This window comes from Micromonospora sp. CNZ297 (assembly GCF_007827625.1).
This window is the reverse complement of the sequence record NZ_VISU01000018.1, coordinates 97,085-121,021: the sequence shown is the minus strand read 5'-3', so window position 1 is coordinate 121,021 and position 23,937 is coordinate 97,085. Positions and strand designations below refer to the sequence as shown.

The following is a 23,937-nucleotide window of genomic DNA, read 5'->3' as shown; positions in this document are numbered from 1 at the left end:
CGCTCTGGAGTGGTCGGGTCGGGTGCGGCCGGCCGAGATCTTGGTAGGAAACGGCCCCTCTGAGGGCCTTTTCCTACCAAGATCTCGTGGGCCTTCCCGCTGCGGGACATCACGCCCCCGGTCCACCCGGGCATCGCGCCCACCCGGTCCACCGTGACCCCGCACTGCTCGCCGCCCCACCCACCCACATCGGTGATCAAGGAGTTTGTGTCACTGCGGGAGCCACTGCAGGACACAAACTCCTTGATCAACCGGGTAGGGGCGGGCAGCGCAAGGGTGAGGCGGGGCCTGGCGAGGGCGGGCAGCGCAAGGGCGAGTGCCGGGCCGGGCGAGAGCGGGACCAGGCGAGGGCGGCGGCGCAGAGGCGAGGGCACGCCGGGGCAGAGGCAGAGGCGAGGGAAGGCGCTGGGGCGGGGGTCAGCGGTCGGCTGCGGGGACCGGGGTGGGCTGGTCGGAAGGCTCGGACACGTGCAGGCGCTTGGCCCGGCGGCGCAGCCACGCGGTGCTGACCACGCCGGCCAGCACCGCCAGCACCAGCCCGGCCCAGGAGATGTCCTTGAGCCAGTGCTCGGCGGCCTGCCCGAGGTAGAACAGCAGGTAGGTGGTGCCGAACGCCCACACCAGCCCGCCTGCGGCGTTCGCGACCAGGAACCGGCGGTACGGCACGCGCAGCGCCCCGGCGAGCGGCCCGGCGAGGATGCGCAGCAGCGCGACGAACCGCCCGAAGAACACGGCCCAGACGCCGTGCCGGGCGAAGCTCAGCTCGGCGCGGGCCAGGTGTGCCGGGCCGAGGTGTTTCGGGAAGCGCCGGCCGAGCCGTTCCAGCAGGGGGCGGCCACCACGGCGGCCGACGGCGTACCCGACGGAGTCGCCGATGATGGCGCCTGTCGCCGCGGCGGCGGCCACCCACTCGGGCCCGACGGCGCCTGTGGCGGCGAGCAGGGCGGCGCTGACCAGCACGATCTCGCCGGGCAGCGGGATGCCCATGCTCTCCACGCCGATCACCCCGCCCACGAGCAGGCAGATCAGGGCCGGTGGGAGCGCGGCGAGCCAGTGCTGTACGTCGACCACCCGCCGACCCTACCCGCGCCTGGTCAGCCCGCGGGGGCCAGAAACTCCAGCCGGTTGCCGTGCGGGTCGTACGTGTGGAACCGACGCATGCCGGGAATCTCGTCGTCGCCCCAGGTCACTGTGTGTCCGGCGGCGTCGAGGCGGGCGGCCAGCTCGTCCAGGTCGGTGCGCAGCAGCGCGGGGTGCGCCTTGCGGGCCGGGCGGAAGTCGTCCTCGACGCCCAGGTGCAGTTCGGCGTCGTACCCGGTGAACCAGCAGCCACCGCGGGCGGCGAGGGCCGGGGGTTTGGGCTTCTCGGTGAGGCCGAGCAGGCCCGCGTAGAAGGAGCGGGACGCGTCCTCGGAGCCGCGGGGGCAGGCGAGCAGGACGTGATGGATCATGGTGGCACCTCCTCGTCCCGCAGCGTGGCACGAGGTTGCACGAATAGCAAGACGGACGTACGGTTTTGTAGAGACCGACGCAGGTAAGTGTTGCCTAAGCACGGCAGCGCCCCGGCCGGTGCGACAAACTGCTCAGGACTACTCACGGTCGCTGGTGTGAAGGAGTACGACGTGGCGAGCCTCGACACCTTCGGTGCGAAGACCCAGCTACGCGTCGGAGACGCGAGCTACGAGATTTTCAGGATCGACAAGGTGGAGGGCCACGAGCGACTGCCCTACAGCTTGAAGATCCTGCTGGAGAACCTGCTGCGGACCGAGGACGGCGCGAACATCACCGCCGACCACATCCAGCAGCTCGGCGCGTGGGACGCCACCGCCGACCCGAGCGTGGAGATCCAGTTCACCCCGGCCCGGGTGCTGATGCAGGACTTCACCGGCGTGCCCTGCGTGGTCGACCTGGCCACCATGCGCGAGGCGGTCCGTGACCTGGGCGGCGACGCCACCAAGGTCAACCCCCTGGCCCCGGCCGAGCTGGTCATCGACCACTCGGTCATCGCCGACCTGTTCGGCCGCGAGGACGCCTTCGAGCGCAACGTCGAGCTGGAGTACGAGCGCAACAAGGAGCGCTACCAGTTCCTGCGCTGGGGCCAGACCGCGTTCAACGAGTTCAAGGTCGTCCCGCCGGGCACCGGCATCGTGCACCAGGTCAACATCGAGTACCTGGCCCGTACGATCATGGAGCGTAACGGCCAGGCGTACCCGGACACGGTCGTCGGCACCGACTCGCACACCACCATGGTCAACGGCCTGGGTGTGCTGGGCTGGGGCGTCGGCGGCATCGAGGCCGAGGCCGCGATGCTCGGCCAGCCGGTCAGCATGCTGATCCCCCGGGTCGTCGGCTTCAAGCTCTCCGGTGAGATGCCGGCCGGCACCACCGCCACCGACCTGGTGCTGACCATCACCGAGATGCTGCGCAAGCACGGTGTGGTCGGCAAGTTCGTCGAGTTCTACGGCCCGGGCGTGAGCGCGGTGCCGCTCGCCAACCGCGCCACCATCGGCAACATGTCGCCGGAGTACGGCTCGACCGTGGCGATCTTCCCGATCGACGCCGAGACCGTCCGCTACCTGGAGCTGACCGGCCGCGACGCGTCTCAGGTGGCGCTGGTCGAGGCGTACGCCAAGGAGCAGGGCCTCTGGCACGACCCGGAGCGCGAGCCGGAGTACTCCGAGCGCCTGGAGCTGGACCTGAGCACGATCGAGCCGTCGCTGGCCGGCCCGAAGCGCCCGCAGGACCGGGTGCCGCTGGGCAGCGCCAAGACGCTGTTCCGCGCCGCGCTCAGCGACTACGTGGCAGCCGACGAGACCGGTGGCGACCCGGGCCGCAAGCCGGGCGTGCCGCAGCAGGAGAAGCCGTTCGGTGCCGACGGCCCGGCCGACGAGGCGTCGGCCGAGTCGTTCCCGGCCAGCGACTCCCCCGCCAACGGCGTGAACGACCCGGCGGACGCGCCGCGCGACCTGGAGACCGCCGCCGTGGGCGCGGGCGGCCGGGCGAGCAATCCGGTACGCGTGACCGGCGCCGACGGCGTCGAGTACGAGCTGGACCACGGCGCCGTGGTGATCGCCGCGATCACCTCCTGCACCAACACCTCGAACCCGCAGGTGATGATCGGCGCCGCGCTGCTGGCCCGAAACGCGGTGGAGAAGGGCCTGGCCCGCAAGCCGTGGGTGAAGACCACCCTGGCGCCGGGTTCGAAGGTCGTCATGGACTACTACGACCGAGCCGGCCTCACGCCGTACCTGGAGAAGCTCGGCTTCAACCTGGTCGGCTACGGCTGCACCACCTGCATCGGCAACTCCGGCCCGCTGCCGGAGGAGGTCTCCGCCGCCGTCAACGACGGTGACCTCGCAGTCGTGTCGGTGCTGTCCGGCAACCGCAACTTCGAGGGCCGGATCAACCCGGACGTCAAGATGAACTACCTGGCGTCCCCGCCGCTGGTGGTCGCGTACGCGCTCGCCGGCACCATGGACATCGACCTGGCGAACGAGCCGATCGGCGAGGACGCCCAGGGCAACCCGGTGTTCCTGCGGGAGATCTGGCCGAACAGCGCCGAGATCCAGGACGTCATCGCCTCCGCGATCGGCGCGACCGGCTTCAGCGCCGCGTACGCCGACGTGTTCGCCGGTGACGAGCGCTGGCAGTCGCTGCCGACCCCGACCGGTGACACGTTCTCCTGGGACGGCGAGTCGACGTACGTGCGCAAGCCCCCGTACTTCGAGGGCATGCAGCAGGAGCCGGCCCCGGTCCAGGACATCGCCGACGCGCGCGTGCTGGCGAAGCTGGGCGACTCGGTGACCACCGACCACATCTCCCCGGCCGGTTCGATCAAGGCGGACTCCCCCGCCGGCAAGTACCTGGCCGAGCACGGCGTGGCCCGGCACGAGTTCAACTCGTACGGCTCCCGCCGCGGCAACCACGAGGTGATGATCCGGGGCACGTTCGCCAACATCCGGCTGCGCAACCAGCTCGTCCCGGGTGTCGAGGGCGGCTTCACGGTCAACCACCTGACCGGCGAGCAGACCTCGATCTACGACGCCTCGATGGCCTACCAGGAGGCGGGCGTCCCGCTGGTCATCCTGGCCGGCAAGGAGTACGGCTCGGGCTCGTCGCGTGACTGGGCCGCCAAGGGCACCATGCTGCTGGGCGTGAAGGCGGTCATCGCCGAGTCGTACGAGCGGATCCACCGCTCGAACCTGATCGGCATGGGCGTGCTGCCGCTGCAGTTCCCGGGCGGCGAGACCGCCGAGTCGCTGGGCCTGACCGGCACGGAGACGTTCTCGATCAGCGGCGTCACCGCGCTGAACGACGGCGACACCCCGCGCACGGTGAAGGTCACCACCGACACCGGCGTGGAGTTCGACGCCGTGGTCCGCATCGACACCCCGGGTGAGGCGGACTACTACCGGCACGGCGGCATCCTGCAGTACGTGCTGCGCCGCATGATCGCCAGCTGAGTTCTTCATGTAAGGAAGGGCCCCTTCTTAACAGACGTCTGTTAAGAAGGGGCCCTTCCTTACATCTCAGCGGAGGCGGAGCGCGACGGCGCGTGCCTCGGAGTCGGTGAGCGGCAGGAACCACAGGAAGCGCCGCACGATCGCGATCGGATCCGGGCCGTCGGGGCGGCCGCGCAGGTCGCGGATGGCCTGCCGGGTGAGCCGGGAGAACTCGGGGATCATCGTGGCGCGGCGGGCCGCGTCGGTGGGCGCGGCCCGCAGGGTCGGGCACGGCCAGGGCTCGCCGCAGCGGTCGCAGCGCCAGGCCGGACCGCACGCGCGGTGGCCGGTCAGCGGTAGCACCACCCGGGGGTACGCCGATGTGGGTGTCGGTTCGGTCATGCCTCCACCGTGCCGAGGGTGCCCGAACAATCACACAGCGTTGTGTAATCTCCTTCGGACGGTTCTTTTGCTCCGGGGAGGAATGGGCATGAACCATGCCTTCGTCACCGCGCTGGCCGGCGCCGGCCACACCGCCGAGAGCCTGGCGGAGCGGCTCGGCCTGCACCCGAAGACGGTGGCCCGGTGGGCGAACCCCGGGCACATCCCGCAGAGCCGGCACCGCGCGACTGTGGCGAACCTGCTGGGCCAGCCGATCGAGGCGCTCTGGCCCGACGCGGTCCGCCGCCGCGAGCCCGTCTGGTTCCGCCCGTGGGTGGACATCGAACGCGAGGCGGTCGCGCTACGCACGTTCGAGCTGGCGTGGGTGCCGGGTCTGTTGCAGACCGAGGCGTACGCCCGGGCCACGTTCATCGGCCAGCCGCTGACCGCCGACGAAGTCACCGACCTGGTCACCGCCCGGCTGGACCGGCAGGGCATCCTCACCCGGCCGCGCGGACCGCTGTACGTCGTGGTGCTCGACGAGCAGGTACTGCGCCGCGCCGCCGCCGGCGACCGGGCGCTGATGGCCGCGCAGGTGACCCACCTGCTCGCCTGCGCCGAGCTGCCGAACGTGCAGCTCCACGTGGTGCCGGCCGACACGCCGACCTATCCCGGGCTGGACGGGCCGTTCGTCATCGCGGAGCTGCGCGACGGCAACCGGGTGGCGCATGTGGACAGCCAGGCCCGCGCGCAGATCATCGAGCAGCCCTCGGAGATTGCTACCCTGGAGCGTCGGTGGGAACGCATCCGGGGCGAGGCGCTGCCCCGCGCGCGGACCCTGGAACTGCTGAGGGAAGTGGCGGCGGCATGGACCTGAGCGGCGCCCAGTGGCGCAAGAGCACCCGCAGCGGCGGCAACGGCGGCAACTGCGTCGAGGTCGCCGGCAACCTGCCCGGTGTGGTCGGCGTCCGCGACTCGAAGGACCCGGCCGGGCCGGTGCTCACCTTCACCCCGGCCGCGTGGACCCGGTTCGTGACGTCGGCCCGCCGCTGAGCCCGGTCAGGCCAGGCGCGCGGCGTACACATGCACCGGATCCCCCGATTCGGACGTCGTCGCACGCTCGAAGCTCAGCCCGATCCGCTCCGCGACCCGCTGTGAGGGCGTGTTGTCCGGGTGGATGATCGCGACGAGACGGTCGACGCCCAGCCGGTCGCGCGCGTGGTCGCGACACGCGGCCGCCGCCTCCGTGGCGAATCCGCGGCCCTGCATCCCGGTCCGCAGGTGGTAACCGACTTCGACCTCCATCACCCCGTCCACCGGCTGCGGAGTGAGACCGCAGTCGCCGACGAACTCGCCTGTCGCCCGTGACCTGAGCACCCACAGTCCGAAGCCGTGGCCGCAGTAGAGGCCCTCGTTCCAGCGGATCCAGTCCAGTGCCTCCGCCCGGATCTTCGGTCGCGGGTAGTAGCGCATCACGACCGGGTCGCCGAGAAGGGCGGCCATGTCGTCGAGGTCGTCGACGGTCATCTCGGCGAAGGTCAGTCGCCCGGTGGCGGGCGGCGGATCAGCAGTCATCGTGGCCCCGGTCCCTTCGTCACGGCTTCGAGGCTACCGAGGCCGAGCGCCGCTCACGGACCGGCGGCAACGAACGACCGCTGAAGCCGGCATCCCACTCATCGCGAAATTGCAATTCGATGATATCCCTCGCCCCCGATCGCACATCCGACACCGCAAACAATCGACGTCCATGATTCGTTGACACGCTCCGAAGCCCGTCGATACGTTGCCGATATCGCGATGCACAACGGGGGCGCTCCAGTTTCGATCCGGGAATCGAACACTGGGAAGGATTTCATGAAGACGACGATCAGACTTCTGGCCCTGCCGGCCCTGATCCTGCCGGCGATCCTCGCCGGCACTCCGGCACTGGCCGGCACCGGCACCGCCGCAGGCACGGCCGCTCCGGCTGCTGTCACGTCGATCGAGCGCAAGGCGGGGTCGTCCTCGCAGGCCAGGGCCTACTGGACGGCCGAGCGCATGGCGGCGGCCACTCCCGCCGACGAGGTGGAGAAGGCCGCCGGCCCGGTCACCCAGAGCCCCACCGCGGAGCGGGTGCGGCGCTTCGCGGAGGCGGTGGCACCGAAGGACGGCAGCGGCTTCGGCACCCAACTGAACGAGTCGATCACGGTGGGGAAGATCTTCTACACCAGTTCCACCGACGGTCTCGGCCACTACTGCTCGGCGAGCGTGGTGAACAGTCCGGCGCGCAACATGGTCTTCACCGCCGCGCACTGCGTGCACGACGGGCCGGGCCGGGACTGGCACACCGCGAACTGGATGTTCGTGCCGTCGTACCGCAACGGCGCGCAGCCGTACGGCACCTGGGACTGGTCCACGCTCGCGGTGCCGAGCGGCTGGATCAGCACCCGTGAGCGGCAGTACGACGTGGCCGTCGCGCTCGTCTACGGCAGCCGGTCGATCGTGGACGCGGTCGGCGCCAACGGGCTGCTCACCGGCGGTGGGCGCGCGTACCACTACGACATCTTCGGCTACCCGAGCAACAAGGACAGCGGCGAGATCCAGTGGGTCTGCTCGGGCACGTCGCGGGACGCGGGCAGCAACCGGATCGAGATGAACTGCGGCTTCGGCGGCGGTTCGAGCGGCGGCCCGTGGTACTACAGCTACGACAACACCACCAGGCGTGGTGACGTGCACGGGGTGATGAGCTACTCGAGCGGCTCGAACACGAACGGCTCGCCGTACTTCTCCGCCGCGGTGGTGGGGACGCTCTACAACACGTACGCGAACGACACCTGGTGAACGACGGTCCGCCTGGTGTGCCACCCGGCGCACCAGGCGGGCCGGCACCAGGCGGACCGGCACCCGGCCCGGAGGAGGCGACATGTCACATCGTGTGCTGCTCGGCGCGGCCGCCGTCGCGGCGCTCGCCGTCGCCGCGGCCGTCGTGGTCCTCGCGGCGCGCGAGGGCGACGCGGGGCGACCGGCGCCGCCCGGCCCGGTGGTCGCGACGCACAATCCGAGCCCCGGCGCCACCGACCCGTCCGAATACTGGACGCGGGAACGAATGCGGGACGCCATCGGCGACTGATTCACCGAATTGCATTCACCGGCCACCACAGCTGTTATTCGCCGCAGCGCAATTCCCGTTCCGGTCAGCCGGTGGCGCTCTCCAGTACGGCCTTGAGCCGGGCCAGGTCCGCCTCCACGAGCGCGGTGTCCCGGTCGAAGTCCGCGTCGCTCATGCCTGGCATCCGCCGCAGGCTGAACACCACCTCGGTGGCGTCGCCGTCGGCGATGGCGCGCAACGGCACGTACACCGTCTCGCCCGACGGCGTCCGCACCTCGTGGTCGAGCACGCCGTACTCGTTGGCAGGGGCGAACGTGAGCCGCGCCCGCCCTTCGGGTGTGTCCACGAACCAGTGGCCGTCGACGGACACGACCGAACCGCCGAGGCCCGGCGCCCAGCGGGTCAGGTTCGCCGGGTCGGCGGCGAAGGCGTAGACCTCCGCCACCGGACGATCGATGTGGACGCTGAGGTGCCGGGTGTCAGTGGCCATACGCCGATGATCACACGGCTGTCGGACGCCTGCGTTACGCTGCCGCCGATTTCCACAGACCCCCCCGGGGAGACGACCACATGGGCATGGTGTTCACCGCACGCCGGCTGTCCGGCGCGGAACTGGCGACGGTGCTGGCCGATCCGGACACGGTCGGCACGCTGTTCCAGGGCGGTCCGGACGAACTCGACCTCGACAAGGCGTGGCACGGGCTGCACTACCTGCTGACCGGCACCACGTACGAGATCCGGGGCGACGCCGGGCCGGCGATCGTCGGCGGCGACCCGATCGGGCCGGATCTCGGCATGGGCCCGGCCCGGCTGCTCATGCCGGATGCGGTCCGCACCGTGGCCGCCGGGCTCGACGCGGTGGACGACGCGACACTGCGGGCCCGCTTCGACCCGGAGGCCATGTCGGAGGCCGAGATCTACCCGCACATCTGGGACGACGGCGACGACGAGTTCGACGGCTACCTGCTGCCCTACTTCACCGCGCTGCGCGACTTCTACCGCGACGCGGCGGCGAGCGGCGACGCCGTGCTGCTCGCCGTCACCTGAGCCGCCGCGAATCGGCGCGCGGGCACCCGAGCGGTCGCGAGCCGGTGCGCGGGCACCTGAGCCGCCGAAACCGGCGCGCGGCGCCGGGGCGGGCGCCGGTAGCGTGCCGGCGTGGGACTCGACGCGTTCGTGTACTGCCGGTGCTGGCAGGACGGCCTCGCCACGCCGTGCCCGATCGGGCCGGTCGGCTACGACGAGGACGGGTGGCTCGCGCTGGTGCAGGCCGACGAGTACGACGGGGCCGCCGACAACACCTTCTACGCGTGGATGACCGGGGACGCCTGCCCGCACCGGCACATGGAACTGGTCAGCGAGCGCGTGTCCAACTGGGCCGGCGTACGCCTGTTCCAGCAGGCGTTGCGCGCGGCCGGCGAGCACCGTTTCCCGACGCTCGCCGCCGCGCTGCCGGACGCCAACGGCGGCTCGCTGCCCGCCGACCGGGCAGCGGTCGTGCTCGCCGAGCTGGACGTGATCGCAGGCACCGACCGGATCACCGACGAGGTGGAGCTGATCGACGAGGCGACCGGCGCGGTCGTGATGCAGTACGTCGAGGCCTACCGCGGGTTGTTCATGTTCGGCCCGGGCTTTCAGGCGGGCGTCGACCCGGACGGCTTCTTCGTCCTCGACCGCGCCGACCCGCCGGTGACGCTGTTCCGGGCCGTCCGGTTCGGCCAGCGGCCGCTGCCCGGCGACCGGGTGGAGTTCACCGCCGGCGGGACGCGGACGACAGTGGCGATGCGGCCGGTGGGCGAGCACGGCGAGCCGCCACCCGAACGGCTCGCGGTGCGGACCCGGAGCCGGTCGGGCGAGGACTTCGCCTACATCGTGGAGCCGCTGCGCCGGCTGTGCGCGGCGTCGGTGGCCACCGGCAACCCGGTCATGTGGTGCTGACGGGCGGCGCTCACCACGGGATCGTGCCCGCGTCCTCGACGTAGCCGCCGGTCGGCCCGTCGTCGGGCAGCGTCGCCAGCCGGATCGCGACCGCCGCGCCCTGCTGTGGGGTCCGCACGCCCCGGAAGCCGTTCAGGTCGGTCGCGGTGAAGCCGGGGCAGCCGGCGTTGACCAGGATGCCCGTGCCGGCGAGCGCCCGCGCGTACTGAATCGTCACCGCGTTGAGCATGCTCTTGGACGGCGCGTACGCGACCGACAGCGGACCGGTCTGGTCCTCGCCGCTGGAGGCGCTCTGCCTGGTCAGCGAGCCGACGCCGCTGGACATGTTGACGATCCGGGGCGAGGCCGAGCGGCGCAGCAACGGCAGCATCGCCTCGGTCACCCGGACCACCCCGATCACGTTCACCTCGACGGCGGCCCTGATGGTCGCGACGTCCACGTCACCGGGGTGCTGCGGCGTGCCACCTGTCACGCCGGCGTTGTTGACGAGCACGTCCAGGCCACCGGCCTCCGTCTCCAGCAGCCGGGCGGCGGCGGCCACGCTCGCGTCGTCGGTCACGTCCAGCGGTACGGCGAACGCGTCCACGCCGCCCGCGCGCAGCTTCGCCACCGCCTCGGCGAGCCGCTGCCCGTCCCGGGCGCCGACGCCCACCCGCCAGCCGAGCGCGCCCAGGCCGGCCGCGATCTCGTACCCGATTCCCTTGTTCGCGCCGGTCACCAGCGCGATCGTCCGTTCACTCATGGTGTCGATCCTGTCCGCGCGGCGGGCGGGCCTCCAACACCACCTCGGTAGCAGGCGATACCCGACGGGTATCAATCCGGCGGTACGGTGGCGGGATGGAGACGCGGGAGCTTCGCTACTTCGTCGCGGTCGCCGAGGAACTGCACTTCGGCCGCGCCGCGCGCCGCCTCGGCATCGCCCAGCCGCCGCTGTCGCGGGCGATCCGCCAGCTCGAACGGCGCCTCGGCGTGACGCTGCTGGAACGGGACAGCCGCCGCGTCGCGCTCACCTCGGCCGGGTCGGTGCTGCTCCGTGAGGGCCGGGCGGCCCTGGACGCCGTGGACGCCGCGGACCGCCGTACCCGCCGCGCCGGTGAGGCCGCGAACGGCGGTGCCGGACTCGTGCTGGCGACGAAGGCGGGTGCGTCGAGCGAGCTGCTGCCGAAACTGCTCGACGCGTACGCCGCCGAGCCGGACGCGGTCCGGGTGGAGGTGCTGCTGTCCGGCATCGGTGAGCAGGAACGGCTGCTGCGCGACGGGCGGGCCGACGTGGCGCTGCTGCACCTGCCGTTCGACTCGACGACCGGACTGGACACCGAGGAACTGGTGACGGAACAGCAGGTGCTGGTCCTGCCGGCGGGGCATCCGCTGGCCGGGCGGGCGCAGCTGCGGATGGCCGACGTCGAGACGCTGCCCGGCCTGCCGCTGCCGCGCTGGCCGCTGCGCGACGGCACCTACCCGGACGGGCCGGGCCCCGAGGTGCGGGACCACTCCCAGTTGCTCCAGCTGGTCGCGCTCGGGCGTACCGCGGTGCTGCTGCCGGAGTCGTGCCGGTCGCTGCTGTGGCCGGACATGGCCGCCGTGCCGGTGCCGGACGCGCCGACGGTGACCACCGTGATCGCCTGGCCGCCTCACAGCCGGTCCCGGGCGCTGGCCGGACTGGTCCGTACCGCCACCCGCCTGTGAGGGCCGGCGTTAGGACAGATCCTTGCGCATCTGCTGGGTGACCACCCGGTAGCCGGACGTCTCGTACAGCTTGCGGGCCGTCTCGTTGGCGCCGAAGACGTTCAGCTCCAGCGCCTGGGCGCCGTGCTCCCGGGCCGCCCGCTCCCCGGCCGCCAGCAGCGCCCGCCCGAGGCCCCGGCCCCGGTGCCCGGCGGCCACCTCGATGTCGTAGAGGAACGCGCAGTCGGCGAGACCGCGCGGGTGGGTCAGGCCGATCCACAGCCGGCCGACCGGTGAGCCGTCGGCCAGCTCGCCGACCAGGAACAGCATGCCGGGCGTGGCCATGCGCTGCGGCAGGAAGCCGGCGGTGGCCTCCCGGGCCCGGTCGAGCGCCTCCTCGGGCGTCCAGTTACCGGCCGTGACGTGCTCCCGCGCGTACCCGGCGGCCAGCTCGTCCTGCCATCTGTCGAACTCGTCCGGGTTCATCGCCCGGACCGTCACCTCGGTCATCGCCACTCCCCCGTCGATGTTGTGACCGCTCAGTCCTCGGCGGCGCGGCGGCGCGCCTCCCGCAGCTTCATGGCGTGCTCCAGCAGCGTGATCAGCACCTCCTTGGCCGACTCCCGCTTGCGCGCGTCGCACAGCACCACCGGCACACCCGGGTCCAGGTCGAGCGCGGCCTGCACCTCGTCCAGACGGAACGTCTTGGCGCCCTCGAAGCAGTTCACCGCCACCACGAAGGGCGTACCGCGCCCCTCGAAGTAGTCGATCGACGGGAAGCAGTCGGCCAGCCGGCGGGTGTCGGCGAGCACCACCGCGCCGAGCGCGCCGAGCGCCAGCTCGTCCCAGACGAACCAGAACCGGTCCTGCCCGGGCGTGCCGAACAGGTAGAGCACCAGGTCGTCGCTGATGGTGATGCGGCCGAAGTCCATCGCCACAGTGGTGGTCGACTTCTCCTCGATACCGGACAGGTCGTCGATGCCGATCCCGGTCTCGGTCAGCACCTCCTCGGTGCGCAGCGGGCGGGTCTCGCTGACCGCGCCGACCATTGTGGTCTTGCCGACGCCGAACCCGCCCGCGATCAGGATCTTGATCGCGGTGGGCAGCGGCGCGGCGCCCGCCGGCCGCTCAGAGCGCCCGTAGTCCATTGATAACCGCCTCGAAAACGTGCTCGTCGGGAAGGCCGGCGGTGGTCGCGCGCGGCTCGCGTACCTGTACCAGGCTGCGGGCGGCCAGGTCTCCGAGGAGGACCCGGACCGTGCCCACCGGCAGGTCGAGATGGGCGGCGATCTCGGCCACGGAGAGGATCCGCTGGCAGAGGCCGACGATCGCCACGTGCTCCGGGCCCAGCCCGGACTCCGACCCGACATCGGTGCGGGTCGAGGTGACCAGCGAGATCAGGTCGAACGTGCCGGTGACCGGGCGGGCCCGGCCTCCGGTCACCGCGTACGGGCGCACCACCGGGCCGGCGTGGTCGTCCACCCACTCCTGCTCCGCGGAGTCCCCCCGGCCGGTCATCGTGCCGCGTTCTCGCCGAGGGGCTGTTCCCGGGTCGGTGACGCGACGAACCGGCCGACCCGGGTGACGAGCATGGCCATCTCGTACGCGATCAGGCCGACGTCCGCGTCCTCCGAGGCCAGCACCGCCAGGCAGGCGTTGCGCCCGGCCGCGGTGACGAACAGGAAGGAGGACTGCATCTCGATGATGGTCTGCTGTACGTGCCCGCCACCGAACCGCTTGCCCGCGCCGCGGGCCAGGCTCTGGATGCCCGCCGCCATCGCGGCCAGGTGCTCGCCGTCGTCCCGGCTCAATCCGCGGGACGAGGCCATCAACAGTCCGTCGGTGGAGAGCGCCACGGCGTGCTCCGCCTGCTTGACCCGGCCGACCAGGTCATCCAGCAGCCACGTCAGATCCGCGCTCGAAGCCGTCTTCTGCGCCACTCGTCGTCCTCATCTTCCCGGCTGGTGTGCCGTCAGCTTCCGGTTTCCGTCGCGTCGACGTCCCGGTCAGGTAACCTGCTCGTCCGCGTCGGCCGGCCCACCGCCGGCCCCCTGCGCTCCGCCGAGCAGGCGCGCGGCATCGGTACGGCCGCGTCGGGTGCCGCTCTGGTAGGAGCTCATCATCCGGCGCACCTGCTCCGGTGCACGCGCCGTGTCGTCGTCGGCGGCGTCGTCGTCCGCCCCGGTCTGGTCGTGCCGCAGCTCCGGCACGAGGCTGGCCTGGCGTACCCGGACCGGCAGTCCCGCGTCGGTGACCGGCGCCGTCTCCGCCTCGGTCTCCGGCTCCGCCGCCGGCGACGCCTCTGCCGCGTCGGTCGTGGCGGCGGGCCGACGCTCCACCACCGCGAGCTCCGTGGTGGGCCCCGCCACCGCGGGCTGCCGCTTACGGGTACGGGCGGGCAGCCCGGAGGGGGTCAGCCGAGGTGCCTGGGTCACCGGCTCCGGCGCCTGCGGGGCGGGCTCGGCCGGCTGGTCCGGTTCGGCGCCGCCGTCCGGGCCGGACGGGATCGCCGGCCCGTCGCCGTCGCCGGCCGGCGTGCTCCGCGCCGGGTCCGGCGCGGGCGCCGCGGGCAGGGCCGTCCCGGGTGCGGGAAGGGCGTCGGCCTCGTCGGCGCCGTCGGCGGTGATCAGTTCACGCGGGATCAGCACCACTGCGGTGGTGCCGCCGTACGCGGACTCCTTGAGCTGCACCTTGACGCCGTGCCGCTCGGTGAGCCGGCTGACCACGAACAGGCCGAGCCGGGCGGCGTCGGCGAGGTTCAGCTCGGACCGGTCGACGATGCGCGCGTTGGCGGCGGCCAGCTCGTCGGCGCTCATGCCGAGGCCGCGGTCCTCGATCTCGATGGCGAAGCCGTTGACCACGAGCTGACCGCGGACCTCCACAGTGGTCTGCGGCGGCGAGAAGGAGAGTCCGTTCTCGATCAGCTCGGCCAGCAGGTGGATCACGTCACCGACGGCGCGGCCGGTGAGCGACACCTCGCCGAGCGGGAACACGGTGACCCGGGTGTAGTCCTCGACCTCGGCGACCGCGCCGCGGACCACGTCGACCATGGGGACGTTGCGCCGCCAGGCCCGGCCCGGCGTCGAGCCGGAGAGCACGATCAGGTTCTCCGCGTTGCGCCGCATCCGGGTGGCCAGGTGGTCGACCCGGAACAGGTCCTCCAGCTCCTCGGCGTCGTGTTCCCGGCGTTCCATCGCGTCCAGCAGCGTCAGCTGCCGGTGCACGAGCGCCTGGGTACGCCGGGCCAGGCTGAGAAACACGTCGCGGACGCTGCGGCGCAGTTCGGCCTGCTCGACGGCGGTCCGGACGGCGGTCTCCTGCACGACGTTGAACGCCTTGCCCACCTGGCCGATCTCGTCGTCGCCGAACTGCAGGGGTGGCGCCTCGCGGGCGACGTCCACCTCCTCGCCGCGGCCCAGTCGCTCCACGACGCTCGGCAGCCGTTCGTGCGCCAGCTTGAAGGCGGCCTCGCGGAGCCGTTCGAGCTGGCGGACGAGCGCCCGCGCCGTGGTGATCGACACGACCACGGAGGCGATGACGGCGATCAGGCCGAGACCGGCGGCGAGCACCAGCCGCACGATGACGCCCACCGCGACCGGCGTGGCCCGGGAGACGATGTCCTCACCGCCGGCGAGGATCACCTCGCGCAGGTCGGCCATCGCCTTCTCGGCGGCGGCCTGCCAGGCCGCGGCGGTCACCGGCGGGCGCACCTCGGCGCCCTTGGCCGCGAGCACCTGGTCCTGGAGCGTGCGGAGCTGCTGGAACGCGTCGCCCTCGACCATCCGCTCGAAGCGGGCACGGTCGCCGGGGGCGAGTTCGCGGGCGGTGCGGTCGGCGAGGAACCACTGCGCGCCGACCAGGCGGGCGAACGCGGTCTGCTCGCCGACGGTGATCCGGTTGGCCGCGATCGCGCCGGTGAGCAGCGCGTCCTGTTGGGACAGCAGCTCCCGGGACCGGTTGAGGTCGATCAGCGCGGCGGTGTCCTCGGCGATCTCGTCGTCGTCGAGGCCGCCGAGGGCGTCGAAGACCGCGAAGATCCCGTCGACCGCCTCGTCGTACGCGATGAGCGTGGTGGTCCGGTCGATGGTCTTGCGGCTGACGTCGGCGCGTACCTGGCCGAGCTGGTCCAGCTCGGCCTTCAGCTCGTCGAGCCGCTGCATCAGCTCCTCGCTGGCCGGGATCTCGGTGCGCCAGTCCCGCACCGAGCGCCACAGCGCGCCGGCGGTCTCGTCGGTACGCGCGCGCTGGGCCTCCAGCTCCTGCAACCGGCTCGGGTCGGACTCGCCGAGGTAGCGCAGCGACAGCCGCCGCTCGGCCTGCAGCTCCAGAAGCAGCGGGTCGCTCGGTTCGAAGACGCGCGCGTTGAGCGTCTGCACGCCGAGCAGGTTGAATCCGTCCCGTACGGTCACCCATGCGGCGAACGCCCAGAGCGCGGTCAGCGACGCCAGCAGCGCGATGATCTTCGTACGGAGATTCGTACTGCGGGAACCCATCACACCGTCCTGGCCCGGTCTTCGGTCGGTCCGAAATCCGATCGACTCCGGCGCACGCTAGCAGCCGTCGGGAACCTCATTCAAGCGATCCTGATCATGGTAGGTGCGGCCCCGGTCCGGGCCGCCCCGGCACGGCCGGAGGCCGCCAGCACCGCGGCGCGCACGATCCGCGTCGGGCGGTAGAGGTCCTTGTCGTGCCATAGTGCCGGTTCACCGTCGCATCCGTCCAGCTCGGACAGTCGGCGACGCCCCCGCGCCAGCGCCGACGTGATCCGGGAGTCGCCGGACCGGCCCGCGTCGGCCAGGGCGAGCACCGCGTACGCGGTCTCCTCGGCGGTGCCGTCCCACCGTCCCCAGGAGCCGTCCGGGCGCTGCGTGTCCAGCAGCCAGGCCACCCCCCGCTCGACCGCGGCGCGCGCCGCGCCGTCCGGCGCGTGGTCGGCGAGCGCCAGCAGCACCCCGTAGGTGGCGTAGTACGGCGAGGCGTGCCAGCGGTCCTCCCACCGCCCGTCCGGCTCCTGCCGGTCCAGCAGCCACTCGGTGACCCGGCGCCGGGCGCCGGTGACGCCGGGTGCGCTCGGTTGCTCGCCGAGCGCGTCGAGCACGTGCGCGTTCGTGGTCAGCGACGCCCCGTCCTCCCCCGGCCAGGTGCAGAAGTGCCGTCCGGTGTCGAACCCGGCCAGCGGCGCGACGCCGGGCGCGCGGCCCAGCCGGGCCAGCGCGTAGAGCGTGACCGCCGTGGTGTCGGCGTCGGCGGGCAGGCCGGGCGCGGTGGCCGCACCGGCCGGTCCGACAGCGGCGCGCAGCTCGGTCAGCACCGGGTCGGGCGCGCCGACCGGCACGCCGGCCCGGACCAGGATGCCGAGCACCCAGGCCCGTTCGAAGACGGTGATCGGGCTCGCGCAGGGCACCGGACCGGGCCGGGCGACAGCGTTCAGGTAGTCCAGTGCCGGCCCGGGCTCCGGACCGCCCAGCCAGGCGGCGGTCGCTGCGGGTGAGGCGCCGACCGCGCCGCTGGCCGAGGGACGCACCCCGGGCGCGCGGTACGCCAGCTCGCCCGCCACCTCCAGCGCGTGCGCCAGCTTCTCCGGTACCGGCCTCCCGGTGGCGAGCAGTCCGCGTACCCGGGTCAGCCGGGCCGGGTCGAGACCGGCCGGCAGCGGCAGACGGGGCCGGCCGGCCCACTCGGCCAGCCCGGGTGGCGGACCGGCCGGCCCGTCGAGATGCCGGTCCACAGCGGTCAGCAGCGCCGGCACGATCAGGTCGGTGGCCGGCAGGTCCGGCGGGGCGCCGGCGCGCAGCGCGCCGGTCAGGTACGCCAGCCCTCGGTGCGCGGCGGCGGCGGGCGCGGCGGCCGGGCCGTCGCGGTGCAGCACGGTCAGCAGCGCCTCGATCGCGCTCAGCGTCGGCACCAGCGCGTACCCGCCGGCACCGCCCCAGCCGCCGTCCGGACGCTGCCGGTCCAGCAGCCAGGCCACGCGCCGGTCGTGGCCGTCGAGCCAGGGCGCGAGCGCGACCAGCCGTCCGGTCTCGTAGACCGACGGCGACGTCTGCCCCTCCGGTTCACCGCCGAGCGCCGTGATCAGGTCGCGCGTGGTCCCGGACCGGGTGGCGGGCACCGATCCGGCGGTGAGCGTCACCGCACGCCCCAGAAGTCGGTGTTCCGGTAGAAGCCGGTGGTGAAGCCGAGCTGCCGGGACAGGAAGTCGGCCTCCCGCGGCACCTCGCCGGCCAGCTTCGCCAGCAGGACGCGGCAGTGGTCGACCTGCTCGGCGAAGCGCCGCTCGACCTCGGCCGGGTCGTCGACCAGCAGCAGCGCGTTGAGGTCGCCGGACTCGGCGTCGCGGCGGTGGGTGCCGAGGTCGTTGACCAGGCGCAGGGCCCGCTGGACCTCGTCGCCGACCTGGATCAGCCGCTCCAGCGTGCCGGCGTCGGACACCGATCCGGTGTGGATCCAGTGCGCCACGTTCACCACTGTGGCGGCGAGGTTGTCGGCGTTGGCCAGATAGTCGTCGAGGGTGGGGCGGCCGGTGCCCCGCCAGTCCCACTCGCGGGCCATCGCGTCGAGCGTGCGTGCCATCGTGTCCCGCCAGTGGCCGCGCAGCGCCGGATAGGCGGGCGCGGCGGCGACGTCGTCCCGCAACTCGGCGAGGAACCGGCCCAGCGGGTCGCCCGAGGCGGCGCCGTCGAGCACGTCCAGGCAGACGCCGGTGATCCGGTCGACCTCGGCCCGGCTGGTGGCCTGGTGGTCGACCAGCCAGTCGACGGCGAAGCCCCAGAGGACCGCGCGGTTGGTCACCGCGAGTTCGTCGGCGGTGTGCCAGGGGGCGCTGAACGCCATCGCCTGCGCGATGCTGCTGAACAGCGTCGCGTCGAACGGGTCGCCCGGGAACAGCTCGGGGTGCGCGGCGGCGGCCCTGCGCAGGCCGCGCTGGCCCTGCGCGGCGAGCGCGCAGACCCGGCCCTGCTCCGCAGCGACCGCAAGCGGATCGGGTGTCGGCCCGTCGGTCATGCCGGCTCCGTCCGCCCGGCGGCGACGAGCGTCAGCTCGACGCGTTCGCGCGGCCGCAGGGCCGCGGCCAGCCGCAGTCCGGGTACGCCGGGGCGGTGCAGCCGGAACCGGTAGCGGCTGAGCATGGTGGCGAGGATGAGCTGGGCCTCCAGGTAGAACAGGTACATGCCGAGGCACTGGTGCGGGCCGCCGCCGAACGGGAAGTGGGCGTACCGGTGCCGGGCCCGGACCCGCTCGGGGCGGAACCGTTCCGGGTCGAACTCGTCCGGACGGTCCCAGAACTGCCGCATCCGCTGGGTGATCAGCGGGCTGACCGCCATCGTGGCGCCGGGCTCGATCGGCACGCCGTCGATGACGTCCTCGGCGACCGCGCGGCGCGGGATGATCCACCCGATCGGGTAGAGCCGCAGCAACTCGTCGAGCACCATCCGGGTGTACGTGAGGCGGCTCAGGTGCTCGCGGCGTACCGGCTCGCCGCCGACCACCTCGTCGATCTCGGCGTAGAGCCGCTCGGCCACCTCGGGGTGCTGGTCCAGGTGCGGCCAGGCCCAGGTCAGCACGTTGATGGTGGTCTCCGTGGTGGCGGCGAACATCGCCACTGTGTCGTTGCGGACCTGCCGCTCGTCGAGCTGCCGCCCGTCGTCGGTGCGGGCCTGCCAGAGCGTCGAGATGACGTCGTCGCCCTGGTCGGCGGACTCGCGCGTCTCGCGGACGATCGGCACCAGCACGTCGTCGACGATGCGGACGGCGCGGGCGAACGTGCGGTCCCCCGGCATCGGCAGGGACAGAGGCGCGAACGGCACGATGATCCGGGGGATGACGGCGGTGGCGATCCGGTCCTGCGCCTCGATCACGCGCATCGCGTCCGGCACCGAGATCCGGTCGGCGAAGAGCACCTTCATGATCGCCCGGCTGACGATCCGCGCCTGCTCCACGCCGATGTCGACCGGCTGACCGGCGCGGGCCGGCTCGTCCAGCTCCTCCACCGCGTCGCGGATCGCGTCGGCCATCCCGTCGACCAGCGCCTCGACCCGCTTGGCGGTGAACATCGGCTGGAGCATCCGGCGGCTGGCCGACCAGATCTGCCCCTCGCCGAGGATCCCCTCGCCGAACAGCCGCTTGACCGGGCGCCAGAACAGCCCGTCACCGGCCCGTTCGTAGTTGTCCGCCCGGTCGCGCAGGACGTGCTGCACGTGCTTGGGGTGGGTGACCAGGTAGGGGCGGAACGAGCCGAGATTGAGCCGGACCAGGTCGCCTTCGGTACGGTTACCGATGTCGATGAGGGCCCGGGCGGGGTCGCGGAGCACCGCCGGCAGGATCTGCCGCAGCGGCACGGTTCGGGGTCGGCCGGTGGGCCTCGGTGTGTCCGTCGGTTCGGGCACCTGAACGCTCCCTCGGTTGACTCAGGGTCGCGACTCCGTATCGACCCGTGACGTTGCTCGCGAGCATGCCATCCTGAGCCGCAGATCAAAAGGCAGGTCGGAGGATATTTCACGTAGCAACAATCTCTTTGTCGAGAATGGAGCCGGTGGGATATGCGTCACTCGCGTACACAGTGGCCGTTGCGGAGAGCGAGCAACGCTCACCTCCGGCGGACGGCGGCAGAACGCGGGCGCGGACCCGTCCGCTGTGCCAAGCTTCGGGCATGGACGACAAGACCATCCTCAGCCGGATCTCGGAACTCGTCGACGAGGAACACCGGCTGCGTGCCGACGCGCAGCAGCACGAGGCCGGCACCAACGACGAGGCGCGGGAGCGGCTGCGCGCGCTGGAGGAGTCCCTGGACCAGTGCTGGGACCTGCTGCGCCGCCGCCGGGCCGCCCGCCAGGCGCACGGCGACCCGGACGCCCAGGGCGAGCGCCCGGTGCCGGAGGTCGAGCGCTACCTCCAGTGACCCGGACCGGACGGGCGTCCCGGGCGGCCTCCCGCCCGGGACGCCCGCCGGTCAGCGGATGCCCGCCTCCCGCAGCAGCGCCTCGGTCAGCGCCATCGGGTCGGTCACCGTCGCGGGCATCCCGCGGGCGGTGAACCAGGCGGCCACCACCCGCACGTCGCGGGCCAGGAAATCGGCCCCCTGCGGGTTGGCCACCACGTCGACCACCTGCGGCAGGTCGATCATCACCAGCCGGCCCGCGTGCACCAGCAGGTTGTACGGCGACAGGTCGCCGTGTGCGTACCCGGCCCGGGCGAGCACAGTCAGCGCCTCCACGAGCTGGTCCCACAGGTCGCGCAGCTCGTCGTCGTCGGGCCGGACCTGGGCCAGCCGCGGCGCGGCCTCCCCCGCCTCGGCGTCGCCGACGAACTCCAGCATCAACTCGGTGCCGAGCAGCTGCACCGGGTAGGGCACGGCGATCCGCCCGGAGGCGGCCCCGATCTCCCAGAGCTGGGACAACGCGGCGAACTCGGCCGCCGCCCACTGCCCGGCGATCATCTGCCGGCCGAACGCGGTGCGCCCGGTCATCGCCCGCATCTCACGGGACCGGCGTACCCGGCGGCCCTCCAGATAACCGGCGTCCCGGTGGAACAGCCGGTGCTGGGCGTCGCGGTACCGCTTGACCGCCAGCAGGCACGCGCGGTCGGTGCCCGGCACGGCGCGGCGGACCAGGTGGACGTCCGCCTCCTTGCCGGTCTTGAGCACCCCGAGCTCGGTGTCCCGGGCGGCCAGTTCGGTGACCAGCCACTCCGGGTGCGGCTCAGGGCCGTGGACGGCCTGGTCCCAGGAGGACCAGGCGTCCTCCGCCTCGGGCTCGGCGTCCGGGTCGGTGAGGGTCGGCGGGGTGTGCCGCCCCCGCTTCAGGAAGTCGGGTTCGTCGTCGTCGAAGCGGCTCTTGCCGCGGCCACGGCGCTGCGGCGCCGGGATGTCGTGATCGCGCACGGGTGGATCTGTCCTTCGATCGAGGCTGGTGGAGGCAGGTGGTACGACCCTGCGAAAACGGCCATGACCGACCCCCTCTCCTCGACCGGGCACACCCGGCTGCGCACTCGCGCGGCACCATGCTCGTGCCCCGCCCGCGGCGGGTCAACGGATTTTCCGCGTGGTGCGCCGCTGTGCCGCCGCGCTGCCTGCCGGCCGCGCCGCTGCCGCCGTCAGCCGGCCAGTACGGCCGCGACGGCCGCGATCAGACCGTCCTCGATCCGGGTGGGCGCGAACCTCGGGTCGGACCAGCGGCGTCCCCGGTGCAGCCAGACGCTGGGCAGGCCCACGGCGGTCGCGCCGCCGATGTCCGCCTCCGGACTGTCGCCGACCACCCACGCGCCGCGCAGCGGCATCCGGGCCCGCTGGGCGGCGAGCGCGAAGATCCTCGGGTTCGGCTTGCTGACGCCCGCCTCCTCGGAGATCACCCAGTCGGCGACGTACCGGTCCAGGCCGGTCTTGCGGATCTTGGCGTCCTGTTGACGGGACGCGCCGTTGGTGACCACCACCGGCACCCAGCCGGCGTCGGCCGCGATCCGCAGCGCGCAGGCCACCAGCGGATCGAGCCGCATGTGGGCCACCACGCCGTCGTGCAGCTCGTCGACCAGGTCGATCGAGGGGATGCGCAGCGCGTACCGGTCGCGGATCGCATCCGCCACGTCCCACCTGTTGGTCAGCCCGTCCGCGTCCACGGACACCAGCCAGTCGAGGTCGGCCCGGGGCGCGCCGATGCCGTCCAGGAAGCGTTCTCCCCAGGCGCGGAACGGCCCGTCGCGGTCCAGCAGGGTGTTGTCCAGATCGAGCAGGAGCAACGGCACCTGGGCACCCTACGGGAACGGCTGGAGCACCGACAGGGCCGAGGGCCCCGCCACGGCGATCAGGCGACGAGGACGGCGCGATCCGCCCCGGCGTCGAGCGGGCGGTCCAGCAGCATCGTGTGCGCCGCGCGGGTGGCGGCCAGCGCGTCCGGGTCGAGCGTGGCCACCAGCACGTCCTCGCCGGTGTCGGCACCCCGGGCCAGCGGCCGGCCCTCCGGGTCGTACACCGCCGCGCCGCCGTTGAACCGCCACGGATCGGTGCCGCCGACCGAGTTGGCGAACACCACGTACATCGTGTTGTCCAGCGCCCGGGCGGCGTAGTAGAGGTCGCGGCGGTGCGCCGAGCCGGCCAGGTAGCCGCTCGGGCAGAGGTAGCCGTGTGCGCCGTCGCCGGCGGCGGCCCGCGCGTGCTCCGGGAAACAGCCGTCGTAGCAGACGCCCAGACCCAGCCGCCACGTGTCGACCTCGATCGTGGCGCCCCGGCGTCCGGCGTCGAACAGCTCCCGCTCGCCGCTCCAGAGCTGCTGCTTGTCGTACGCGGCGGTGACAGTGCCGGCCGGGTCCACGACGAGCGAGGAGATGGTGCGCCGCCGGTCGGGGTGGCGGACGGCAGCGCCGATCACCACTGCCGCGCCCGCGTCGGCGGCGGCGGAGCGCAGCGGGTCCAGCCGGGCGTCGGTCACCCGGCCGTCGGCGTCGGCAGCCACGTCCGTGGCGTCCGGATCGGCGCCGAGCGTCGGCGGGTGGTACGCCGGCAGGAACAGCTCGGGCAGCACCACGACGCGGGCGCCCTCGGCCCGGGCGACGAGGCGGGCGGCGGCACCGGCGTTGCCGGCGACGTCGCCGGGGACCGGCTGGGCCTGGACGGCGGCGACGGTGAGCGGGCGCGCGGGAGGGGCGGTCACCCGCCGATCGTAACCACCGGACGGCGGCAGATGATCAAGCGTCGGAGCATCTCAAGCCGTACGTACGGTTTGCATCGGCCGCTTCCACCTGCGACGATCCGTTCGTGCCCAGAGTAAGTCAGGACCAGCTCGACGCGCGCCGGCAGGAGATCCTCGCGGCGGCGCGGGCGTGTTTCGCCCGGCACGGCTACGAGGGCGCCACCGTGCGGCGGCTGGAGGAGGCCACCGGCCTGTCCCGGGGCGCGATCTTCCACCACTTCCGGGACAAGGACTCCCTCTTCCTCGCCGTGGCCGAGGACGACGCCGCCGCGATGGTGGAGACGGTGGCCCGCAACGGCCTCGTGCAGGTCATGCGCGACCTGCTGGCCCGGGCCGTCTCGCCGGACACCACCGGCTGGCTCGGCAGCCAGCTGGAGGTCTCCCGCCGGCTGCGCACCGACCCCGCCTTCGCCAAGCGCTGGGCGGAGCGTTCCGAGGCCATCGCCGGGGCCACCCGGGAGCGCCTGCTGCGCCAGCGCGAAGCCGGCGTGCTCCGCGACGACGTGCCGATCGACGTGCTGGCCCAGTTCCTGGAGCTGGCCTACGACGGGCTGGTGCTGCACCTGGCGATGGGCCGTCCGGCCGGCGACCTGGCCCGGGTGCTCGACCTGGTCGAGGAGGCCGTCCGCCGGCACTGAACCGGCGCCGGTCTCGGTCCGGTAACTACCCCGCTCCAGGAGATCGACTCTGGCGCGCCTGCTCCACAATGAGCCGCGACCCCTCCGCGCGACAGGAGCAGACG

Annotated in this window: 27 protein-coding genes; 10 read left to right on the top strand and 17 right to left on the bottom strand. The window is 72.9% G+C overall.

Going from position 1 to position 23,937, the window contains the following annotated elements; translation table 11 throughout:
* Window positions 1-417: 417 nt before the first annotated feature.
* The gene (locus tag FB454_RS26250; protein ID WP_047893328.1) at window positions 418-1,071 is read right to left on the bottom strand and encodes a DedA family protein; all 654 of its coding nucleotides are present in this window, start codon (window positions 1,069-1,071) and stop codon (window positions 418-420) included.
* A gap of 23 nt (window positions 1,072-1,094) precedes the next feature.
* On the bottom strand, window positions 1,095-1,451 hold the full coding sequence (locus tag FB454_RS26245) for a VOC family protein (protein WP_013287401.1): 357 nt from the start codon (window positions 1,449-1,451) through the stop codon (window positions 1,095-1,097).
* A gap of 156 nt (window positions 1,452-1,607) precedes the next feature.
* Between FB454_RS26245 and FB454_RS26240 the strand changes: the two genes are divergently transcribed.
* Window positions 1,608-4,463, top strand: coding sequence for an aconitate hydratase (locus tag FB454_RS26240; RefSeq protein WP_145823697.1), 2,856 nt, complete (start codon window positions 1,608-1,610; stop codon window positions 4,461-4,463).
* Between the two features lie 66 nt (window positions 4,464-4,529).
* Here FB454_RS26240 and FB454_RS26235 read toward each other — a convergent pair whose 3' ends face one another.
* Window positions 4,530-4,844 (bottom strand): hypothetical protein, encoded by a 315-nt coding sequence (locus FB454_RS26235; RefSeq protein WP_013287403.1) that lies wholly within the window; start codon window positions 4,842-4,844, stop codon window positions 4,530-4,532.
* Window positions 4,845-4,932: 88 nt separating this feature from the next.
* Between FB454_RS26235 and FB454_RS26230 the strand changes: the two genes are divergently transcribed.
* Both FB454_RS26230 and FB454_RS26225 read left to right on the top strand, forming a co-directional pair.
* On the top strand, window positions 4,933-5,700 hold the full coding sequence (locus FB454_RS26230; protein WP_047893331.1) for a DUF5753 domain-containing protein: 768 nt from the start codon (window positions 4,933-4,935) through the stop codon (window positions 5,698-5,700).
* Window positions 5,691-5,876, top strand: a complete 186-nt coding sequence (locus tag FB454_RS26225) for a DUF397 domain-containing protein (protein WP_145823696.1) — start codon at window positions 5,691-5,693, stop codon at window positions 5,874-5,876. Before FB454_RS26230 ends, FB454_RS26225 begins: the two co-directional genes overlap by 10 nt.
* Window positions 5,877-5,882: 6 nt before the next feature.
* Here FB454_RS26225 and FB454_RS26220 read toward each other — a convergent pair whose 3' ends face one another.
* Window positions 5,883-6,398, bottom strand: a complete 516-nt coding sequence (locus FB454_RS26220) for a GNAT family N-acetyltransferase (RefSeq protein ID WP_145823695.1) — start codon at window positions 6,396-6,398, stop codon at window positions 5,883-5,885.
* A gap of 279 nt (window positions 6,399-6,677) precedes the next feature.
* On the opposite strand from FB454_RS26220, the gene FB454_RS26215 reads away from it, so the two are divergent.
* Entirely contained in the window at window positions 6,678-7,643 is a 966-nt protein-coding gene (locus FB454_RS26215; protein ID WP_013287407.1) for a trypsin-like serine peptidase, read from the top strand.
* Between the two features lie 82 nt (window positions 7,644-7,725).
* Window positions 7,726-7,932, top strand: a complete 207-nt coding sequence (locus tag FB454_RS26210; protein ID WP_013287408.1) for a hypothetical protein — start codon at window positions 7,726-7,728, stop codon at window positions 7,930-7,932.
* A 64-nt stretch (window positions 7,933-7,996) separates the two neighbouring features.
* Here the strand turns inward: FB454_RS26210 and FB454_RS26205 are convergent, their stop codons facing one another.
* Window positions 7,997-8,401, bottom strand: a complete 405-nt coding sequence (locus FB454_RS26205; RefSeq protein WP_013475915.1) for an SRPBCC family protein — start codon at window positions 8,399-8,401, stop codon at window positions 7,997-7,999.
* 80 nt (window positions 8,402-8,481) lie between these two features.
* On the opposite strand from FB454_RS26205, the gene FB454_RS26200 reads away from it, so the two are divergent.
* Together FB454_RS26200 and FB454_RS26195 are read left to right on the top strand one after the other, a co-directional pair.
* Window positions 8,482-8,958, top strand: a complete 477-nt coding sequence (locus FB454_RS26200; RefSeq protein ID WP_145823694.1) for a YfbM family protein — start codon at window positions 8,482-8,484, stop codon at window positions 8,956-8,958.
* Between the two features lie 111 nt (window positions 8,959-9,069).
* The gene (locus tag FB454_RS26195; protein WP_145823693.1) at window positions 9,070-9,849 is read left to right on the top strand and encodes a hypothetical protein; all 780 of its coding nucleotides are present in this window, start codon (window positions 9,070-9,072) and stop codon (window positions 9,847-9,849) included.
* A gap of 10 nt (window positions 9,850-9,859) precedes the next feature.
* Here FB454_RS26195 and FB454_RS26190 read toward each other — a convergent pair whose 3' ends face one another.
* Window positions 9,860-10,591, bottom strand: a complete 732-nt coding sequence (locus tag FB454_RS26190; protein ID WP_145823692.1) for an SDR family NAD(P)-dependent oxidoreductase — start codon at window positions 10,589-10,591, stop codon at window positions 9,860-9,862.
* A 95-nt stretch (window positions 10,592-10,686) separates the two neighbouring features.
* Here FB454_RS26190 and FB454_RS26185 point away from each other — a divergent pair, with 95 nt between their 5' ends.
* Entirely contained in the window at window positions 10,687-11,535 is an 849-nt protein-coding gene (locus FB454_RS26185; protein WP_145823691.1) for a LysR family transcriptional regulator, read from the top strand.
* Window positions 11,536-11,544: 9 nt separating this feature from the next.
* Here the strand turns inward: FB454_RS26185 and FB454_RS26180 are convergent, their stop codons facing one another.
* The 8 genes from FB454_RS26180 to FB454_RS26145 form a co-directional block, all read right to left on the bottom strand.
* On the bottom strand, window positions 11,545-12,024 hold the full coding sequence (locus tag FB454_RS26180) for a GNAT family N-acetyltransferase (protein WP_145823690.1): 480 nt from the start codon (window positions 12,022-12,024) through the stop codon (window positions 11,545-11,547).
* A 29-nt stretch (window positions 12,025-12,053) separates the two neighbouring features.
* Window positions 12,054-12,662, bottom strand: coding sequence for a GTP-binding protein (locus tag FB454_RS26175; RefSeq protein WP_013287415.1), 609 nt, complete (start codon window positions 12,660-12,662; stop codon window positions 12,054-12,056).
* Window positions 12,643-13,032 (bottom strand): DUF742 domain-containing protein, encoded by a 390-nt coding sequence (locus tag FB454_RS26170; protein WP_013287416.1) that lies wholly within the window; start codon window positions 13,030-13,032, stop codon window positions 12,643-12,645. Before FB454_RS26170 ends, FB454_RS26175 begins: the two co-directional genes overlap by 20 nt.
* Window positions 13,029-13,454 (bottom strand): roadblock/LC7 domain-containing protein, encoded by a 426-nt coding sequence (locus tag FB454_RS26165; protein WP_013287417.1) that lies wholly within the window; start codon window positions 13,452-13,454, stop codon window positions 13,029-13,031. The genes FB454_RS26170 and FB454_RS26165 overlap by 4 nt, the downstream gene beginning before the upstream one ends.
* 66 nt (window positions 13,455-13,520) lie before the next feature.
* Window positions 13,521-16,007 carry a sensor histidine kinase gene (locus FB454_RS26160; protein WP_145823689.1) on the bottom strand — a complete coding sequence of 829 codons (2,487 nt, stop codon included), beginning with the start codon at window positions 16,005-16,007 and terminating at the stop codon, window positions 13,521-13,523.
* A gap of 80 nt (window positions 16,008-16,087) precedes the next feature.
* Window positions 16,088-17,647: a prenyltransferase/squalene oxidase repeat-containing protein gene (locus tag FB454_RS26155; protein ID WP_145823688.1), complete on the bottom strand. Its 1,560-nt coding sequence runs from the start codon at window positions 17,645-17,647 to the stop codon at window positions 16,088-16,090.
* Complete coding sequence (locus FB454_RS26150; protein ID WP_145823687.1) at window positions 17,644-18,519, bottom strand: terpene synthase family protein; 876 nt, start codon at window positions 18,517-18,519, stop codon at window positions 17,644-17,646. The genes FB454_RS26155 and FB454_RS26150 overlap by 4 nt, the downstream gene beginning before the upstream one ends.
* Window positions 18,516-19,853: a cytochrome P450 gene (locus FB454_RS26145; RefSeq protein ID WP_030274215.1), complete on the bottom strand. Its 1,338-nt coding sequence runs from the start codon at window positions 19,851-19,853 to the stop codon at window positions 18,516-18,518. The genes FB454_RS26150 and FB454_RS26145 overlap by 4 nt, the downstream gene beginning before the upstream one ends.
* Before the next feature lie 311 nt (window positions 19,854-20,164).
* On the opposite strand from FB454_RS26145, the gene FB454_RS26140 reads away from it, so the two are divergent.
* Window positions 20,165-20,413 (top strand): DUF2630 family protein, encoded by a 249-nt coding sequence (locus FB454_RS26140; RefSeq protein WP_145823686.1) that lies wholly within the window; start codon window positions 20,165-20,167, stop codon window positions 20,411-20,413.
* Between the two features lie 51 nt (window positions 20,414-20,464).
* Here FB454_RS26140 and FB454_RS26135 read toward each other — a convergent pair whose 3' ends face one another.
* From FB454_RS26135 to FB454_RS26125, 3 genes are all read right to left on the bottom strand, one after another.
* Window positions 20,465-21,394 carry a serine protein kinase RIO gene (locus FB454_RS26135; RefSeq protein ID WP_013287423.1) on the bottom strand — a complete coding sequence of 310 codons (930 nt, stop codon included), beginning with the start codon at window positions 21,392-21,394 and terminating at the stop codon, window positions 20,465-20,467.
* 212 nt (window positions 21,395-21,606) lie between these two features.
* Window positions 21,607-22,251, bottom strand: a complete 645-nt coding sequence (locus FB454_RS26130; RefSeq protein ID WP_013287424.1) for an HAD family hydrolase — start codon at window positions 22,249-22,251, stop codon at window positions 21,607-21,609.
* Window positions 22,252-22,310: 59 nt separating this feature from the next.
* Complete coding sequence (locus FB454_RS26125; protein WP_030274210.1) at window positions 22,311-23,156, bottom strand: carbon-nitrogen hydrolase family protein; 846 nt, start codon at window positions 23,154-23,156, stop codon at window positions 22,311-22,313.
* A 104-nt stretch (window positions 23,157-23,260) separates the two neighbouring features.
* Here FB454_RS26125 and FB454_RS26120 point away from each other — a divergent pair, with 104 nt between their 5' ends.
* Complete coding sequence (locus FB454_RS26120; protein WP_013287426.1) at window positions 23,261-23,833, top strand: TetR/AcrR family transcriptional regulator; 573 nt, start codon at window positions 23,261-23,263, stop codon at window positions 23,831-23,833.
* The last annotated feature ends 104 nt before the right edge of the window (window positions 23,834-23,937 follow it).

What these genes read in the sequence shown, in the direction of transcription:
- FB454_RS26245 (WP_013287401.1), bottom strand. Translation starts at nt 1,451, where the DNA reads ATGATCCATCACGTCCTGCTCGCCTGCCCCCGCGGCTCCGAGGACGCG.
- FB454_RS26235 (WP_013287403.1), bottom strand. Translation starts at nt 4,844, where the DNA reads ATGACCGAACCGACACCCACATCGGCGTACCCCCGGGTGGTGCTACCG.
- FB454_RS26230 (WP_047893331.1), top strand. Translation starts at nt 4,933, where the DNA reads ATGAACCATGCCTTCGTCACCGCGCTGGCCGGCGCCGGCCACACCGCC.
- FB454_RS26225 (WP_145823696.1), top strand. Translation starts at nt 5,691, where the DNA reads ATGGACCTGAGCGGCGCCCAGTGGCGCAAGAGCACCCGCAGCGGCGGC.
- FB454_RS26220 (WP_145823695.1), bottom strand. Translation starts at nt 6,398, where the DNA reads ATGACTGCTGATCCGCCGCCCGCCACCGGGCGACTGACCTTCGCCGAG.
- FB454_RS26215 (WP_013287407.1), top strand. Translation starts at nt 6,678, where the DNA reads ATGAAGACGACGATCAGACTTCTGGCCCTGCCGGCCCTGATCCTGCCG.
- FB454_RS26210 (WP_013287408.1), top strand. Translation starts at nt 7,726, where the DNA reads ATGTCACATCGTGTGCTGCTCGGCGCGGCCGCCGTCGCGGCGCTCGCC.
- FB454_RS26205 (WP_013475915.1), bottom strand. Translation starts at nt 8,401, where the DNA reads ATGGCCACTGACACCCGGCACCTCAGCGTCCACATCGATCGTCCGGTG.
- FB454_RS26200 (WP_145823694.1), top strand. Translation starts at nt 8,482, where the DNA reads ATGGGCATGGTGTTCACCGCACGCCGGCTGTCCGGCGCGGAACTGGCG.
- FB454_RS26190 (WP_145823692.1), bottom strand. Translation starts at nt 10,591, where the DNA reads ATGAGTGAACGGACGATCGCGCTGGTGACCGGCGCGAACAAGGGAATC.
- FB454_RS26185 (WP_145823691.1), top strand. Translation starts at nt 10,687, where the DNA reads ATGGAGACGCGGGAGCTTCGCTACTTCGTCGCGGTCGCCGAGGAACTG.
- FB454_RS26180 (WP_145823690.1), bottom strand. Translation starts at nt 12,024, where the DNA reads ATGACCGAGGTGACGGTCCGGGCGATGAACCCGGACGAGTTCGACAGA.
- FB454_RS26175 (WP_013287415.1), bottom strand. Translation starts at nt 12,662, where the DNA reads ATGGACTACGGGCGCTCTGAGCGGCCGGCGGGCGCCGCGCCGCTGCCC.
- FB454_RS26170 (WP_013287416.1), bottom strand. Translation starts at nt 13,032, where the DNA reads ATGACCGGCCGGGGGGACTCCGCGGAGCAGGAGTGGGTGGACGACCAC.
- FB454_RS26160 (WP_145823689.1), bottom strand. Translation starts at nt 16,007, where the DNA reads ATGGGTTCCCGCAGTACGAATCTCCGTACGAAGATCATCGCGCTGCTG.
- FB454_RS26150 (WP_145823687.1), bottom strand. Translation starts at nt 18,519, where the DNA reads ATGACCGACGGGCCGACACCCGATCCGCTTGCGGTCGCTGCGGAGCAG.
- FB454_RS26140 (WP_145823686.1), top strand. Translation starts at nt 20,165, where the DNA reads ATGGACGACAAGACCATCCTCAGCCGGATCTCGGAACTCGTCGACGAG.